Genomic DNA, 16,709 nt, shown 5'->3' with positions numbered 1-16,709 from the left:
GTCATATTTTAGAAAACCTTGCAATATTTTCACAGGGTAGAAATCAGTTTTTCCCAATAGTTATGCGGGCTGGGCGGGATTTTAAGGGACGACTATATACGCGACTACTATGCCGAGCGCAAGGAGCGCTACGGTTTTACGTGGCGCGATTTTGCAAAGGCCGCCGGGTATTCCTCACCGGTGTTCTTGAAATTAGTTTGCGACAGCAAGGCAAACCTGAGCGAAGCAGGCATTGAACGCGTCGCATCCGCAATGGGGCTTGTGGGAGTGGATTTACAATATTTTAGGCAGCTGGTCGCATTCAACCAGGAAAAGTCTTCTGCCACAAAGAAGAAAATCTTTGCCGAAATGCGCAAGCTTGCCAACGAAAATTCCTTTGCGTTGGTGGGCGAGGACCAGTACGACTATTACGGAAGCTGGCTGAATCCGGTTCTCCGCGAAATGGCCCCGCGCCTGACCGGCGCAACACCCGCCCAGATGGCGGGGGAGCTCGTCTTTGAAAGCGACGCGGCTCACGTCAAGAACTCTCTCAAATTACTTGAAAAGAACGGCTTCCTCGACAAAGACGAGCAGGGCCGTTACAATCAGAATTCCCGCTCGGTGACGACGGGCAACCTCGACGTCACCTCGCTCGCCATCCGCGAAATGCACCGACAAATGGGCGAGCTGGCGGTTCAAAGCCTCGATCAGGTACCGGTCAACGAACGAGACATCTCCGGTCTCACCATCGGTATTTCCGAGGGCGCTTTTGAAAAAATCACTAAGGAAATCGCTGAATTCCGCAGACGAATCAGTTCCATCGTCATGGATGATGCCGGCGACGAACGCGTTTACCGCCTGAACGTGCAGCTGTTCCCCCTCACACGCACATTGCCGAAGGAGGGACGCCATGCTTAAGATGTTTAAAATTGCAAGTCGCGTTGAACTTTGGGCACTCGCCGCTGTCGCATTCACCATGTCGGCATGCGGCGTCTTTTGGGCCGGCGGCGTTGACGAAGAAACAAACACCGTTGCAGCGGCTGATCCCGAATTGGAATCTCCGAGGAACGACTCAAGCAACGTGATACAAGACAGCGATGTCATTCTTGACACCGTCCGAACCTCCGATCAATTAATAGACCCCCCTCCCAACCATCATCAGTATGTCATAATACATGAACCTGATCCGATTTATGTAGAAACTCCTGAGCCCACCCCGATAAAAGACAAGGGTACAGATGAGATTTGTACACAGAAATTTGTCGGCAAGTTGAACAACACCAACGGCGAACCGGTTGACATCACCGTTAATATTTCTGGCGAAAGCGTAACGACACAGACCAATGAAGCCGGTTATTTTGAACTCGACGAACTTCCCCTTGGAACGTTCCCGATGCTCGTATCCGTCGGCAATTCTGACGGTGTCGCATATCTGCTGACAAACGGCGCTACTCCGGAATTGCTGGGTCCTGTACCGTCTTCTGCAATTTCCCTCGTCGACTCTTCCGACTTCAATGAACCCCAATTGCAGACGTTCGTATATAAAGACGAACCGGTCGCGGGCAATCCTGGGCCTCATCCGGAACCGGATCCAGAACCCTATCCAGGATCCTCGGCATCTAATGGTTCAACTGACGGCAACCAGAGTTCTTCGAGTCGAATAGAATACATGGGCCACATCGATTCGCTTGCGGCAGTTCCTTCCAACGATTTGCCTCATGAATCCGACTACGGCACCATCAAGCACTGGACAAGCGTCGCAAACGGCTCTACCGAAGAAGATTCCAATAAAGGATTCAAATGGTATGCAGAATGGACCATCGAAGCAACGTTCAAGCTGAATTCGATTGACCAACAAGGCTATTACCGCAAGAATATCTTTGGCAAGTACGAAGAAGGAACCGGAGTTGTCAGCCTTGCGATTATCAACGGCGAATGCGGAACCGAAGCTCCTTCCTTCGCCCTATACGTTGGCCGCTACGGACAGTTTAGCTGCAAGGATGCAGTCATCTCTACTGCCACCGTGGAATCCGGGAAGCCGATTTCGCTGACGGGCGTTTTCAACGGGTATTACCTGATGCTTTACAAGGATGGTTTTAAAATCGCAGAAATCTATTTGGATTCTGTTTCGCAAGATTTCTCGACAGCACCGTTTGTCTTTGGGGATAAAGAGATAGATATGACCTTGAGTGATGTGCGATTGGGTGAAAAAGCAATCACTTCAGCCGATGTACTGTACAGGTACTATCAAAGAGGAGGCGCACAATGATGAACACTATCGATCTTGCATATTTCGAAGTTAATGAACATGGCCGCCTTCTCAGCGGTAACAGGCGCTTTTGCCGCATGTTCGGCTTTGAACCGTCGGAACTCCAGTGGCACTACGTAACGGACTTGTACCGTTATGTAAGCGACTGGGAAAAATTCCGCAACGACACGGTCAATTCAAGCTTCAACACCCGCATGAGGAATCGTCGCGGGCGCAGCTTTGAATGCTGTATCGTGCGTGAAATTGTCCAGAACGCAGACGGGGAAATCATATTCCGCAATACCGTTCGCAGGGTAGGCGAGGGCAGCAATGTCGAAACCCAGACAACGCCGCTTTCTATGGTTTTCCTGGCCAAGTGCGCCGATTGCGGTGCCCAGATCCGGGTGACATCTGTCGCCGAAGCCAGACTCCGTATGCTTTGCAACCAATGCGCAGCAAAGGCGTTCCCGGAAGCGTTCTACCGTAAAAGCGCGGAGGTATAACAGGTGACTGGGCGCGAGCGGTCTGTACCGTGAGCGGTCTTATAAGAAGGGGGGGGTAAAAAGAAAAGCGGCTCAATGAGCCGCTTTTCAATTTTCTTTGCTAAGGTTTCAGCAATTATGCGCCGAAGGCGTCATCAGCTGCTGCAGAAACCTGAGCCACGTTTTCAGAAGTCATTTCCGGTTCGGCAACGGCGACTGCTTCAGCCTGGTCGTTAGCCTTCTTATCGGTGATAGAAAGCTTGCCTTCCTTGAACTTGTACATGGCAATGGTGGTCGGCTTCTTGGTAAGAGTGATATAACCCTGAGTAGCCTGCTTATTGACAAAGCGGGCTTCCTGGGCCATCATGACCACTGCGCGGAAAACGGAGCCTTGACATTGTTCGTTTGCGTAAATGTCATCAAGATAGACTCTCTGTTCTTCAGCCATTAAGGTACCTCTGAAAATGTTTTAGAAGAGGGAGAGGGATTCGAACCCTCGTTACCGTGAGGTAAACACGCTTTCCAAGCGTGCGCCTTCAACCACTCGGCCATCCCTCCAGGATGTGCGCCAAATATAGGTTATTCTTTTTAGTTTGTCAAGCGGTTTTGCCTTTTTTTTGCAATTTTTTGCAAAAAAAAGCAAAATTTTTGATCAAATTCTCCCTACGACCGGCTCAATTCGTCCCACACGACCTGCATAAGCGGTTCGATGGTCTTCGCCGTGAAATCAAACTTGATATTCGCGGCGGCAAAAAGCTCCGGAAGCGGGCGGCTGTCACCCAAACTTTCGGCCCTAAACAGGTCGTCAATGGCCTTTTTCGGGTCTTTTTTGAAGTTTGCCCACACCTGGAGAGCCCCAAGCTGGGCGATTCCGTACTCGATGTAGTAGAACGGGCATTCGAACAGGTGCAGCTGCTTTTGCCACAAATTGTTGCGCACGGCCTCAAGTCCGGTATAGTCAACGCCGGCATCATAGCGGTCCATGATCCCCTTCCAGATTTCTTCGCGATCCTTGGCCGTATGGTTCGGACGGCTGTAAAGTTCGTGCTGGAAGCTATCGATGCTTGCCACCCAGGGGAACAGCCAAATCACGTCTTCCAATTCACCTTCGATACTGCGGCGAATGGCCTCGGCATCATCTCCGTAGAAAGGTTTCAGGTTGCTGGTGCCGATGAGCTCCATACTCATGCTCGCCACTTCGGCAAATTCAGACGGAACATCGCGGTAGGCCAAAATCGGCTGATTTGCCAAAGCATACTGGTGGAAGGAATGGCCCGATTCATGCAAAAGTGTATAGATATCGCGGTCCGTTTCCGCGGAATTCATGAAAATGAAGGGGAGACGGCTTTCGTCGAAACCAATCTGGTATCCACCAGGAGCCTTGCCCAAACGGCTATCCGGATCGATAAGTTTCTTCGCCTGCATTTCGCGAGCCCACTTGCCAGCCTGTGGGTGAATGGATTCGAAAATCTGGTCCACTTTCTCGATGAGTTCGTCACCGTTGCTGTAAGGTTTTAGCGGAGAGCGATTCAGGGGATCCACGCTCAAATCCCAGGGGCGGAGCGTCTTCAGGCCCATTTTTTCGGCACGTTTCTTGTAAATTTCCTTGAGCAGCGGAAGCACCAGCTTTTCCACACTCTCATGGAAATTCTTACAATCGGCAGGGGAGTAGTCGAAACGCCTCTTGGCAAGGAAGATGTAGTCGATAAAGTCCTTGCAATGCGCATTTTTTGCGATTTTATTGCGAATTTGGAAAAGCTTGTCGAAAGAGGCGTCAAGAGCATCCTTGTCCTTGAGACGACGATCCCACATGGTACGGAAAGCACGTTCGCGCAAGTCGCGGTCAGTCTTTTCCAGGTAAGCGCTCAACTGCTGCATCGTCTTGACGCCGCCATCGAATTCTACGCTCATGCCACCGGTAATTTTCTGGTAGGCCTGAACGGCGATGTTTTCTTCGGTTTCAAGGGGGATATTGGCGGGGGAGAACAAGTCCAGAGACACCTGCACACTCTTGAACCAAACGCCGAATTCATCTTTCAGCTGATCCTTGGCGGGATGAGCCATCAATTTTTTGTTCAGTTTGTCGCTAAATTCGTTGGAAATCGGGTCGACATTGCTGACGAAGTCTTCGTAGGCCTTGGCAGCGGCTTCGTCCTTGGTGTTTACGGTCATGGCCACATAACGGCGGCAAGAAACTTCAGAAAGAACCGAGCCCAATTCGCTCCATTTCAAAATCCAGGCACGCAAAGCCTCGGGGGAGTTCGGGATATTTTCGTCCAGAAGGCTTTGGTATAAATTTTCAACTTCCTTAACGTTGTCTACATTAAAATTTTCAGGTACAAAAGTACGCATAACATCCTCTAAAAATTGATTGCTCCTACCCAATCGCTTACAATGTTATCCAAAACCGAGGTACGGGCCTTGTCGGCAAGAGCCTGCTTCTCTTCTTGGCTAATCTTACGATCCATATCAAAATCCAGCGTAAACGCCTCATCGCTGGCCTCCAGGGAAACATCCATACGGCCTACGATATGAACCACGTTAACGTCCATGAGCCTAAAAATACGGCGGTCAATGGGCATTTCGGTCACAAGAATCACCTGGTTATCGCCTGGAACCAACTTCACCGTATCACGCAGCGCTACAGGAAGATCCATCAAGGAATCCAGCACCAAATTAGCCATCAGGCCACGAATCCAGAGCGTATCCTTGTCCGTATTCTTGGCATTTAAACCGACGGTCAAATGAGCCCTGCCAATCTCTTTTTCAAGGATTCCGCGGGCAAAATCCTGCACCAAGGCGACCACGTGCGGGTTCGGCAACAGTCCCTTCATCAGGTCGTCTGACTTAGGGAAAAGATCCTTATTGATGGTTGCAGAATCCAGCGACAGGCTCACGAATTCGAGCTTCGTCTTGGAGAGGATATCTGCAGCCGAAAGTTTCTTGGCAGCCGCACAGCCCGAGAAAAAGAGTGCGACGCACGCAAGGGCAGCGAGCAGCGCCAAAAATACCCCGGACCTTTTTTTACGCAAAATCTTCATTTCTTTGATTACCATACGGTATTATCGTCTTTTAGAGACAATATAATAAAATGGCTTATTCATTAGGCTCCAATAAGGTTATTATGCAGAAAATACGTGATTTTGTAAAACAGGCCTCCCCTGAACTTTCTACATTCATATTGCCGATAATGTATATTATGTAAACTAAAGAATCGGAAAGATAAGGGGCTTTTCGCCCCTGATTTAAACTATTGTGCCGAACTTGAGCTTAACGGAGACTGCTGCCAACGCGCAGCATTCCTTTCTTTTTCTTCGCGGATTCTCTTACGTTCCAGAGCTTCTTCGCGAGCCTTGACAACCTGGTCGACCTTGATCGTTGCGGTATATCCCGGACATTTCTTTTCGTCACGTTTGCTTACCATGTTGACTATAAAATTCCGTTCTTCCCAGTAGCCGTAATACAACCGGCCGAACACGACATCGCCACGCCTAATTTCAAGAACGTATCTGCAGATGTCGCTTTTGTCATGATAAATATCGCAGTATTTTTCGTCACGGCAAACCAGCTTGTCATCTTTATAGAAATCGTAAGATTCCTCGTCTTCTGCCCGAACCGTAATTTCTTCAAAGTCGAATATGGCAACCATCATCAGGCTGCAACCCGTAAACAGGCCCAAAATCAAAGAAATAACGACGATGAAGAACTTAAAATTGCGCATATATGACCTAAAATAGCAAACTTTGTATGCAAAAAAGTTATATTTTAAAAATGAAAATCGGTGCACTGGTCGCGCTCTTATTATTCATTCCCCTTTTTGCAGAAGACTCCTTCCAGCGTTATTCTGTCGTACCCATACTCGGATATACCGAAGAAACTGAATTCCAGTACGGTCTCATGGGACTCTATTTTCTTAAGCCGGAAACTGAAGGTGGCAAGGTCCCTGAAATCGGGCTCACGGCCTACGGATCTACAAGAAACCAGCTGCATATCGCATTGGAACCCTATTTTTACTTTTTCCACGATCAAATTACGGTATGGTCCATTCTCAAATACCAAGATTGGATTGCCAGCTATTTCGGACGAGGAAACAACCCTGATATAGACGAATATGTGCTCTTTGACCGTAAGAAATTCCAAGGCGGAACTCGGATAGAATCCAGAATCGGTATTCCCAAGGAATTCAAATACGGCGTAGAATTGCATATTGAACACACCGACATTTCGTTCCATGAAAGCGACTCTATGCCACTCCCCCATTCACATTCGGGCTGGCGTAACGGACTGGGCTACTTGCTTGGCCTAGACACCCGTGACAACACCAACTGGACTCGCCACGGTTACTTGGTGCAATGGCAACAGATGTTCTACAACAATCACCTGGGCGACTACACCTTCGATGTAGAAACCCTCGACTTGCGCGGCTACTCAAGCTTGTCCAAAACGACTACAACGGCGGTCGGCTTTTTGTGGATGCGCTCCGATGGAGATGTTCCTTTTGATATGCTGGCCGGGCCCGATGGAATCAGCCGTTTTCGCGGCGTAGAAAGCCTCTATTTCGGCGACAACCAGGCAGTAATTGTGCAAGCAGAAGCACGACAATTCATTTGGTGGCGGCTAGGCGGTCATGTGTTTTTTGAAGGTGGAAAATCAGGTCGCTATTTCAGTGAACTTGTCCGTAACGACTGGCACCGGTCCGTTGGCGCAGGCGCATTGCTAGGACTCAACCTAAAAGAAAACTTATTCGCCAGAGCGGACTTTTCTTGGGTCGATTTTGACCATTTAGGTCTCTCTTTTTACGTTCGACAGGCATTTTAGCGCCTAAAATGCTCAAAAATAGGGTATTTTTATACATTTTGTCCCCTATTTATGTCATTATGTCGCTTTTGATTATTTTTTAACATCATTGTTGTTAAATTTTTCTACTTTAGCACCAAAAAGTTACGAGGTAAAAAAAATGAACGAAATGAAAGAAAAACTCAAGGCCTTTTTTATGTCTGATCTCGGTGTTGATGGCGACGTGCTCCAGTTCGATACCCCGCTTTTTGGTGAAGAAATCGGCCTCGATTCCGTTGATTCTCTTGAAATCATCTCCTTTGTCGACAGCAACTTCGGTGTCTCTATGACTGGCGTTGCCAAGGAAAACTTCCAGAGCATCGATACAATCGCCGCCTACATCGAAGCCCACAAGGCCTAAAAATCTGCCGAGATACATCTCTCGGCTTTTTGTTTTTTCTAGCATCCTGGAGCAATGCAATAGGATGCGTCTGTTTTTGGATAAATTATGACCCCTAATGACAAGCGTTGTGTAGTTACTGGTTTAGGCGTCATTTGTGCCGTCGGTAACAATGTCGAAGAAACTTGGAAGAATGCCCTGGAATCGGTTTCCGGCATTCATAAGACCACTTCTGTTGATACAGTGAACTGCTATGCGGACTTGGCAGCCGAAGTCAAGTGCGATACCCTCGATGAAATTGACGCTCCCGAAGAAAAGGACCGAGTCTCGAAACTTTGCATCAAGGCTGCAAACGAAGCTTTGGCCGATGCAGGACTCAAGAACTTTGGCGACGACCAGCGCGTGAGCGTGGTTATCGGAAGTTGCGTGGGTGGCGTTCTTTCAATTGAACAGTATCATCAGCATGGTCGCGACGCTTCTGAAATTGCCAAGATGCCTATCGCTTCTATTGCCTCTCAGGTGGCGGAAACTTGCGGTGCCGGTGGCATCGTGACGAACGTAGCGAATGCTTGCGCCGCCGGAACCATTTCGATTGCGGTGGCTTGCGACTTGATTCGCGCGGGCAAGGCAGACGTGGTCATTGCGGGTGGTGCCGATTCTTTTGCTTCGGTCCCCTACTCCGGATTCCTTTCTTTGCATGCGCTTGATGAAAACGGCTGCTCTCCGTTCAACCGCTGCAACGGCATTACGCTCGGCGAAGGCGCCGGCATCGTGATTGTTGAATCTTACGAACATGCCCAAAAACGCTCTGCCAAGCAGTACTGCGAAGTGCTCGGTTCGGGCGTCACCAGCGATGCAAACCACATTACCGCTCCGCGCGAAGACGGCCTTTGCCTGATGGAAGCGATCAACCGCTCTGTCAAGAATTCGGGCATTGCAAAAACCGATATCGGTTACATTAATGCCCACGGTACGGGTACGGGTAAAAATGATAACGCCGAAATGACCGCCTTCAAGGCCTACTTTGGCGAAGAAAATCCGACGGTGAGCGTGAGCTCGACCAAGGTGCTTACAGGCCACTGCCTGGGTGCCGCAGGTGCTATCGAAGCTGTATTCAGCATCAAGGCCCTTACCACCGATACGGTACTCCCCACCTTCCCGTATAGCGAAGAACAGTCGGCCGCCCTCAAGGAAAAGGTCGGCGACATGGACTTTGTGCAGAACAAGGCACGCCATAAGGACTTGAAGTGCGTTCTGAGCAACAACGTGGCATTCGGTGGTACGAATGCGGCAATCGTTTTCTCGAAGGAACCGGGAAATGTGACGGCCCAGCCCGCCAAGGACAAGAAGATCGTTGTGACGGGCCTTGGGGTTGTATCTCCCCTCGGCAACAGCAAGACCGCTTACCTTGAAGCCGTGAAAGCCGGCAAGAAGCCGGAGTCCGCTTCGGTGCGTTCGACGATTGCGCTCGACGATTACAAGGAACTCGGCATCAAGATGGCTTTCTACCGCAAGCTCGACAACCTGGGCCAGCTCCAGACGGTGTCCGGCATGCGCGCGCTGCAAGACGCAAACTTCAAGGTGTCTGACGAAAACGCCATGGATATCGGCATTATCGTGGGTACCAGCGAAGGCGGCCTCGGCGCAACTTACGATTTCGAAGAGCTGATTGCCGAACTCGGCAATGCCGGCGGTTCCGCCTTCAAGTTCCCGCACACCGTTTACAATGCGGCTGGCGGTTACCTCTCTATTTGTTCGGGCATCAAGGGCTACGGGGTAACCATTACCACCGGTCCGCTTTCTGGCCTCGATAGCATCGGCTACTCCATGAACGTGATTCACGACGGTCAGGAACAGGCCATGATGGCTACCGGTACCGACGAAAACCTGCCGATTATTACGGAATTCGCCCAGAAGCTTGGCGTGGCCGCAAACGATGTAGTCGCTCCTTACGCAAACTCCGAAGGCTTTGTGGTGGGCGACGGCTCCGTGTCGATTCTGCTCGAAGAAGAAGAATATGCCAAGGCCCGCGGCGCCAAGGTTTACTGCTACGCTCTCGGATTCGGCCATGGCCGCAAGAACGTGAAGTTCGGTAAGCTCGCCGGTTCTGACGAGGCTTTGGACAAGGCCATTGCAGATGCTCTTGCCGATGCCGGCATTACGGCAGCCGACGTGGATGCTGTTTGCGGTTTTGCCAACGGCTGCAAGAAGATTGACGACATTGAAAAGGGAGCCCTTAAGCGCGTGTTTGGCGAAAAGCTTGCCGCGATGCCGCTCTTCGAAGTCAAGGAACGCACCGGTGAAGGCCGTGCGGGGTCTGCAGCCCTTGCCGCTGCCGAAGCCGCTCTCCTTTTGAGCGGTGAACTTGCAAACGACAACGCCTACTTTGTGGCGGCAGACGGTTCTGTCTCTGCAAAGACCGCTGAATCGGCAAACCTCAAGAAAATTTTGGTTATTTCTTATGCAACGGGCGGTTCTTACAGTGCCGTCGTGTTCGGAAAATAGTGTTTAGGAAGAAGGAGCTAGAATATGAAAGTTGCTTTGGTAACAGGTGCATCTAAGGGTATTGGCAAGGCTTGTGCCCTGCGTTTGGCCCGCGACGGTTACACTGTCGTGGTGAACTACTCCAGTTCCGACGAGGCTGCAAATGCCACGCTCGACCAGATTAAGGCCGAAGGTGGCGACGGCATGATTTACAAGGCGAATGTCGCCGACCTTTCTCAGGTGAAAGTCATGATCCGCGAAGTATTCAAGGCTTATGGCCGCATTGACGTGCTTGTGAATAATGCCGGTATCGTTCGTGACGAATACTTGATGATGATGAACCCGGAAACCTTGGACAAGTGCTTCGACCTGAACGTGAAGGGCTACTTCTACTGCGCACAGCAGGTGGCCGTGAAGATGTACAAGCAGAAGTCCGGCGTGATTATCAACATGAGTTCCGTTTCTTCGAAGTTCGCTCTCGCTGGCCAGGCTGTTTACAGCGCCACGAAGGGTGCCGTGAATTCACTCACCCAGACGCTTGCCAAGGAACTCGGCGGTTTCGGTATTCGCGTGAACGCCGTAGCTCCGGGCTTTATCGCAACCGATATGATCGAAGCGATTCCCGAAGAAACCCGCAAGGGCTACCTCGAAAAGATTCCTCTGAAGCGCTTTGGCTCTGCCGACGAAGTTGCAAATATTGTGTCTGCCTTGGCCTCCGACCAGTTCGCCTACGTGACCGGCCAGGTGTTCGTGCTCGACGGAGGTCTTTCTCTATGATGAATATTTACGAAATCAGCGAAAAGATTGCTCAGCGCCCGCCGTTCCAGATGATCGAGAAGGTGACGGAGCTGGTGCCGAACGAATCGGCCGTGGGTATCAAGAACGTGAGCGTGAATGAACCGTACTTTACGGGTCACTTTCCGGGAACCCCGATTATGCCGGGCGTGCTCATTGTGGAAAGTTGCGCTCAGCTTTGCTCGCTCGTGATTGAAAAGCCTGCCGAAGATCTCGAAAAGAATCTCTATGTGCTTCTAAAAATTGATGGATTCAAGTTCGTGAAGCCGGTGATTCCTGGCGACCAACTTGAAATCTCTGTCAAGAAAACGAAGGAAGGTGGCGTGCTGGTCGGCTTTGACTGCATCGTGAAAGTGAACGGCAACGTTCATGCGAAGGGCGCCCTGACCTTTACAAGCATCCCGAAGGAATCCTTAGGGAAGTAAGGTAGATGTCTGACGTAAAGAAAAAGAATCCGCTGTTTGAACTTTTTATGCAACTCGTCATGGTGATAGTCATATACACCGTGCGAGTTTATTTGCTTGTTTGGAATCGTCCGAAGGTTACCTTTCTCGGTGAAACAGTGAAGTCTCCGCGCCTTAAGACACCTTCGGTGATTATTGCGAACCATACGAGCATGTGGGATCCCCTCATGATGCTCGCTATCTTTTTCCACAACAGAAGCATCGTGGTAGCGAAAGACCAGATTGAAGACCCGCATTTTAGCTGGGCACTCACTCGCGTGAAATGCGTGATTCCTTGCGACCGCTTTAACCTGGATACCGAATGGGCGCTGATTGCAAAGCGTGAACTGGAAAAAGGCAACTCGGTGATTATCTTCCCCGAAGGCAAATGCCGCTACGATGGTCTGCTGAACGAATTCAAGACGGGATTTGCATTCCTCGCCCGCAGTACCGGCGCTCCGGTGCTTTCGGTGGGTATTGACGGCATTTATAAGCGTGGTCACCGTACGCAGATTGTTGTTACTGAACCTGAAAAGATTGAACGTGTAAAGGGGATTCCTTCTTCTAAGCACCTGGCGGAACGCAGCGAATACTTTAGGCAGAAAGTCTGGGCTCTCAAGCAGCAAGCGCTGGGCAAGACTGAAGTGGAGCCACTCCCGGTCGCAGCCGAAACACCCGAAGAGGTGCAAGCATGAAGACAGGGTTGGTGTTAGAAGGTGGTTCTCGTCAGACCATGTTCAGCGCAGGTGTGATTGACACTTGGCTTGACGAAGGGATTGATTTCAATTATGTGGCAGGTGTTTCTGCCGGAGCCCATGCGGCGATAAACTTCATTACGCGCCAGCAAGGCCGTTTGCGTTTTATCGTATTGCCGACTCGCCTACAGAAGGGCAAAAAATGGGCAAGCAAGTTCATCGGAATTCAAAAGGAATTCCATGCGTTGAACTATCTTGCAGCCGATGGTGAAATGCCTCTGGACTTTGAGGCATACCGCAATTCCAAAATTGAATGCGAAATCGGACTTACCTGTTGCGAAACGGGACGCGCCGAATTCAAGAGCGAAAAGAACGACAAGAAGCGCTTGCTGGACTTGATCAGCGCCAGTTGCGCCTTACCGATGATTTTCCCGATGGCGGAACTCGACGGCAAGCATTACGCCGACGGTTGTATTTCGGCAGCGATTCCGTTTGAACGCGCCTTCGAGAAAGGCTGCGACAAGGTAGTCGCTATTTCGACCCACTACCCCGGCGAAGCGGTAACGGATTTCCGCAAGTACCGTGCAATTCTGAACCCGATGTACAAGCGCAAGTACCCAGACTTGTTCCGCGCACTGATGGTTCGCCTAAAACGCTACGAAAAAATGTTCGTGCGTATGGAAAAACTCGAAAAAGAGGGCAAACTCTTCTTGATTCGCCCGATCATCGATTTGTGCGACCAGTTCGATACCAATATGGAAAAGATGAATGAATCTTACGAGCACGGTGTCGAAATGGCCAAAAAACAGATGGACGATTTAAAAGCTTTCTTGGAAATTTGACAATGGCTGATACGAAAAAAATTCTTGTAATGGTGGCTAGCCCCAAGAATGAAAAAAGCGGTACGTTGATTCCGACGAAGGCTTTTGTCCAAGGTCTCGAAGAAAACGGAACCTTTGAAACGGAATACATCTTTATAGACAAAATGAACATCAAGCCTTGCCGAGGCTGCCTCAGTTGCTGGGGTCGCCCCGATGGCAGTTGCTTTATCAAAGATGATGACGTTCCCGCCATTCGTGAAAAACTGACCAATGCCGATATCGTCATCTGGAGTTTTCCGCTGTTCCTGTTCAGCATTCCTGGACAGATGAAGGTTCTCATGGACCGCATAGTAGGCATGGTCCACCCGTATATGGGGCAAAAGTTGAAAGAAGGCTTGAACGCCTCTAACTCAAACCTTCATGGTCTACAGTTCCAGAAAGAAGGGCAGAAAATCATTCTGCTTTCCAGTTGCGCCTGGTGCGACCTGGATGTCGTCTACGAACCGATCAAAAAGCAGTTTGACATCATTCTTGGTCACGAAGGATACCAACTCATTGCATGCCCGCAGATGCGAGCCCTCCACCATCGTGGGGGCGAACGTCGTCTGAATATTTTGCGCAAGCGTTACTGGGAAGGCGGAGCAGAACTCGCCAAGACCGGCAAAATTTCGCAGGAAGCAGTAGACCTGATGCAAAAGACCATCTTCAGTGATGAAGCCTACGAAAAATTAGTTGTGGAATTTGTGACTCACATGTTCGACCGAGACGACAACTTTTAGGGGTCCTCATGCAAGCACAGACCGTTTCACTTCCTAAGATTCTGTCAGCCGGAAACAGCCAGTTTCTGCTGAAGAATTGCATCAAGATTTTGCGAAACGGCCCGTTAACCGTAGATGGAACAGACCTTGAGTCCATGGATTACAGCGGCGATGCCTTTTTTGCTCTTTTAGCAGACACCAGTGAAAAGTACGGTCACGAACTGACCCTCGCCCACTTCAACGAAGAAATCAAGGCGCAGCTCAGGGCACTCAAGAGAGAGAAAATCCCCGAAAAAGTCAAGCACGGCTACAGCAACTTCCTCGAAGCCATCGGCGCAAAGACGGTCGTTGTCGCCAAAGAAGTCGCCGAAGTATTCATTCTCTTGAACATGAGCATTTACTGGATGATCTGCGGTCCCTTCGACAAAGGACGCAGCAAGTTCGGCGGGACCGCCAAGCAGGTCTTTATGCTCGGTACCGAAGCTACTGGCATCTGCTTTTTGATGGTCGCACTCATCTGCTTTACCATGGCGCTCCAAAGCTCCTTCATGCTCAAGGCCGTTGGCGGCGGTTCCTACCTCGCCTCGGGACTGGGCTACCTGATTTTCGCCGAAATCAGTCCGCTCCTCACGACTATTATCTTGGCAGGTCGTTCCGGCAGCTCCATTGCCGCAGAAATTGCGAACATGTCCGTCTGCGAAGAAATCAAGGCGATTAAGACGATGGCGATTTCACCGGTGCAGTACCTGGTGGTCCCCCGCTTTATCGCAATGACCATCTGCACGCCGATTCTCGCCTTCTGCGCTGGCATTGCGGGCTGCCTCGCCGGTTTCCTGATTGGATACTTCTTCTTTGACATTTCATTTGCGAACTACTTCCAGTCGATTCGCGACGGGATTCCGCCGATACTGTTCCTCAAGAGTACGGTCAAGTCCATCGCATTCGGTTGGCTGGTCACGCTGATTTCTTGCAACAAGGGCCTCAACGCCGAAGGCGGTGCCGAAGCGGTAGGCCTTGCAACGACTTCTAGCGTCGTGGTTTCTATTTCGGCGATCATTGTCGCGGACTGCGCATTCAGCTTTATATTCTACTAGGAGCAAACATGGACGACATTACACTCAAAGTAGATCACCTGAAGGCCGGTTACGACGGAAAGACCGTGTTGAACGATATTTCGTTCGACGTCAAGAAAGGCGAAATCCGCATGATTCTCGGCAGTTCGGGTTGCGGCAAGTCAACGCTGATGAACAACATCCTTAAGCTCTACAAGTCCGAAAGCGGAACGATAACCTTTTTCGGAAAACAGTTCGGAGCCAAGGAAGGCCTTGATTTCGAGACACGCCTACGCACGGGAGTGTTGTTCCAGAACGGGGCACTCCTTTCGGACTTGACCGTGGCTGAAAATGCCATGCTCCCGCTCATCCGCAGCATGCCCTATATGCCCAAGAAGCAAATGGAAGCGATTGTGGCAGACCGCCTTGAAAAAGTGCACCTATTGCACGCCTTCCACAAGTACCCCTCCGAACTTTCGGGCGGCATGAAGCGTCGCGCAGCACTTGCCCGTGCCATCGCCCTCAAGCCGGAACTACTCTTTTGCGACGAGCCCTCGACAGGTCTTGATCCGGTGACCGCCCGTTCGCTCGATGAACTTTTGCTTGAACTTCGCGACACGCTCGGGGTTTCGATGGTGATCGTGAGCCACGAACTCGAAAGCATCAAGATTGTCTGCGACCGCTTTATTTACCTGAAAGACGGCTACGTGCTCATGGACGGCACCTTGCAGCAAGGGCTTGAAAGCGAAGATCCGATTCTCAAGCATTTCTTCAATAGGCAATGCCCCAAGGAAGAAGACAACCATGAATATTACCATTTTAACTTTATCGATTGATTTGGAGTAACTATGGAAACCACACGCTCCGAACGAATCAAGATTGGCGCATTCATGCTCCTTTGCGGAGTCATGATCTGCGTATTCCTTGGCTATGTACTTTCGCGCTTTTTGAACAAGGAGTTCGACAACTATTATACGGTATTCAGCGAATCCGTTATCGGACTTTACACAGACGCCCAGGTCAAGCTGAACGGTATCGATGTCGGTAACGTGACAGGAATTGAAATTGATTCTTCGAACCTGAATCAGGTGGTTGTCCGCTTCCGCGTAAACAAGGGTACTCCGATCAAGATCGGCACCCGCGCCGGTATGACCCACGGCATTTCGCTCACCGGAGAAAAGCAGATTGTGCTTTCGGGCGGACGTTTTGACGAGCCCGATGTACAGGAAGGCGGCTTTGTGCCTGCCGAAAAGACAGCCTTTGACGAAATGGCAAATAAGGCCACCGACATTATCGGCCATATCGATTCGCTTTTGACCAACATCAACAAGATTTTCTCGTCGGAAAACGCCGACAACATCAGCAGCGCCATCAAGAATTTCGAAGGGGCGTCCAGGAACCTGAATAACATGACTCAGAACCTGAACAAGCCTATCAACAACATTTCGAATGCCGCGGCATCCATGAAAAACGTTCTCGCCGAAATCGAAGAAGCTAAAATTGCAGCTAAGACCAGCGAAAACATGGACCTAGTCAAAGAAAAGATTGCCGCGATTGACACCAAGAGCATGAACGAAAACATCACGCAGACTCTGGAGTCGATCAATCAACTTTCTAAGCGCCTCGACCAGATGGTTTACAAGAACCAGGACCAAGTCGGCGATGCCGTAGTAGAACTCAACGCCGTGCTTGAAAACCTCGAAGAATTCTCGCAAAAAATCAAGAACAACCCGTCGGTGCTGATTCACGCCGAAAACAAGTCTAGAAGGAAGTAAT

18 protein-coding genes and 1 tRNA gene are annotated in these 16,709 nt (G+C 50.2%); 14 read left to right on the top strand and 5 right to left on the bottom strand.

The features are described from left to right. Positions 1 to 69 precede the first annotated feature (69 nt). Genes BUA40_RS12060 through BUA40_RS12050 form a run of 3 tightly spaced genes read left to right on the top strand, consistent with a single transcriptional unit; the run spans position 70 to position 2,730 of the window. Positions 70 to 897, top strand: a complete 828-nt coding sequence (locus BUA40_RS12060; protein WP_072801103.1) for a TIGR02147 family protein — start codon at positions 70 to 72, stop codon at positions 895 to 897. Beyond that, positions 890 to 2,248, top strand: coding sequence for a hypothetical protein (locus tag BUA40_RS12055; RefSeq protein ID WP_072801102.1), 1,359 nt, complete (start codon positions 890 to 892; stop codon positions 2,246 to 2,248). The genes BUA40_RS12060 and BUA40_RS12055 overlap by 8 nt, the downstream gene beginning before the upstream one ends. After that, the gene (locus BUA40_RS12050; protein WP_072801101.1) at positions 2,245 to 2,730 is read left to right on the top strand and encodes a PAS domain S-box protein; all 486 of its coding nucleotides are present in this window, start codon (positions 2,245 to 2,247) and stop codon (positions 2,728 to 2,730) included. Before BUA40_RS12055 ends, BUA40_RS12050 begins: the two co-directional genes overlap by 4 nt. Positions 2,731 to 2,845: 115 nt before the next feature. On the opposite strand, the gene BUA40_RS12045 is transcribed toward BUA40_RS12050, so the two are convergent. From BUA40_RS12045 to BUA40_RS12025, 5 genes are all read right to left on the bottom strand, one after another. After that, complete coding sequence (locus BUA40_RS12045; RefSeq protein ID WP_072801100.1) at positions 2,846 to 3,157, bottom strand: hypothetical protein; 312 nt, start codon at positions 3,155 to 3,157, stop codon at positions 2,846 to 2,848. A 25-nt stretch (positions 3,158 to 3,182) separates the two neighbouring features. Then, positions 3,183 to 3,267 (bottom strand) — tRNA-Ser (locus BUA40_RS12040). A gap of 105 nt (positions 3,268 to 3,372) precedes the next feature. Then, complete coding sequence (locus BUA40_RS12035) at positions 3,373 to 5,061, bottom strand: M3 family oligoendopeptidase (protein ID WP_072801099.1); 1,689 nt, start codon at positions 5,059 to 5,061, stop codon at positions 3,373 to 3,375. Between the two features lie 8 nt (positions 5,062 to 5,069). Continuing rightward, a complete protein-coding gene (locus BUA40_RS12030; RefSeq protein ID WP_072801098.1) occupies positions 5,070 to 5,765 on the bottom strand; it encodes a hypothetical protein in 696 nt (231 codons plus the stop codon). A 194-nt stretch (positions 5,766 to 5,959) separates the two neighbouring features. Continuing rightward, positions 5,960 to 6,430 carry a BTB/POZ domain-containing protein gene (locus BUA40_RS12025; RefSeq protein ID WP_072801097.1) on the bottom strand — a complete coding sequence of 157 codons (471 nt, stop codon included), beginning with the start codon at positions 6,428 to 6,430 and terminating at the stop codon, positions 5,960 to 5,962. Positions 6,431 to 6,480: 50 nt separating this feature from the next. Between BUA40_RS12025 and BUA40_RS12020 the strand changes: the two genes are divergently transcribed. The 11 genes from BUA40_RS12020 to BUA40_RS11970 all read left to right on the top strand — a co-directional run bounded on the left by BUA40_RS12020 (position 6,481) and on the right by BUA40_RS11970 (position 16,708). Then, complete coding sequence (locus tag BUA40_RS12020; RefSeq protein WP_143149795.1) at positions 6,481 to 7,527, top strand: BamA/TamA family outer membrane protein; 1,047 nt, start codon at positions 6,481 to 6,483, stop codon at positions 7,525 to 7,527. 139 nt (positions 7,528 to 7,666) lie between these two features. After that, positions 7,667 to 7,906, top strand: coding sequence for an acyl carrier protein (locus BUA40_RS12015; RefSeq protein ID WP_072801095.1), 240 nt, complete (start codon positions 7,667 to 7,669; stop codon positions 7,904 to 7,906). An 87-nt stretch (positions 7,907 to 7,993) separates the two neighbouring features. Continuing rightward, positions 7,994 to 10,390: a beta-ketoacyl-[acyl-carrier-protein] synthase family protein gene (locus tag BUA40_RS12010; RefSeq protein WP_072801094.1), complete on the top strand. Its 2,397-nt coding sequence runs from the start codon at positions 7,994 to 7,996 to the stop codon at positions 10,388 to 10,390. Between the two features lie 24 nt (positions 10,391 to 10,414). Then, complete coding sequence (locus tag BUA40_RS12005; RefSeq protein ID WP_072801093.1) at positions 10,415 to 11,146, top strand: glucose 1-dehydrogenase; 732 nt, start codon at positions 10,415 to 10,417, stop codon at positions 11,144 to 11,146. Further along, positions 11,143 to 11,589 (top strand): 3-hydroxyacyl-ACP dehydratase FabZ, encoded by a 447-nt coding sequence (gene fabZ, locus BUA40_RS12000; RefSeq protein ID WP_072801092.1) that lies wholly within the window; start codon positions 11,143 to 11,145, stop codon positions 11,587 to 11,589. Before BUA40_RS12005 ends, fabZ begins: the two co-directional genes overlap by 4 nt. Positions 11,590 to 11,594: 5 nt before the next feature. Beyond that, the gene (locus BUA40_RS11995) at positions 11,595 to 12,302 is read left to right on the top strand and encodes a lysophospholipid acyltransferase family protein (protein ID WP_072801091.1); all 708 of its coding nucleotides are present in this window, start codon (positions 11,595 to 11,597) and stop codon (positions 12,300 to 12,302) included. Next, entirely contained in the window at positions 12,299 to 13,144 is an 846-nt protein-coding gene (locus BUA40_RS11990; protein WP_072801090.1) for a patatin-like phospholipase family protein, read from the top strand. Before BUA40_RS11995 ends, BUA40_RS11990 begins: the two co-directional genes overlap by 4 nt. A gap of 2 nt (positions 13,145 to 13,146) precedes the next feature. Beyond that, the gene (locus tag BUA40_RS11985) at positions 13,147 to 13,902 is read left to right on the top strand and encodes a flavodoxin family protein (protein WP_072801089.1); all 756 of its coding nucleotides are present in this window, start codon (positions 13,147 to 13,149) and stop codon (positions 13,900 to 13,902) included. Between the two features lie 8 nt (positions 13,903 to 13,910). Next, entirely contained in the window at positions 13,911 to 14,975 is a 1,065-nt protein-coding gene (locus tag BUA40_RS11980; RefSeq protein ID WP_072801088.1) for an MlaE family ABC transporter permease, read from the top strand. A gap of 8 nt (positions 14,976 to 14,983) precedes the next feature. After that, positions 14,984 to 15,769: an ABC transporter ATP-binding protein gene (locus BUA40_RS11975; protein WP_072801087.1), complete on the top strand. Its 786-nt coding sequence runs from the start codon at positions 14,984 to 14,986 to the stop codon at positions 15,767 to 15,769. A gap of 12 nt (positions 15,770 to 15,781) precedes the next feature. Next, on the top strand, positions 15,782 to 16,708 hold the full coding sequence (locus BUA40_RS11970; protein ID WP_072801086.1) for an MlaD family protein: 927 nt from the start codon (positions 15,782 to 15,784) through the stop codon (positions 16,706 to 16,708). The last annotated feature ends 1 nt before the right edge of the window (position 16,709 follow it).

The sequence above is a fragment of the Fibrobacter sp. UWT2 genome (assembly GCF_900142545.1).
GTDB lineage: Bacteria > Fibrobacterota > Fibrobacteria > Fibrobacterales > Fibrobacteraceae > Fibrobacter.
Note: the sequence above shows the minus strand (reverse complement) of the source record. Positions and strands in the feature narration are given on the sequence as shown.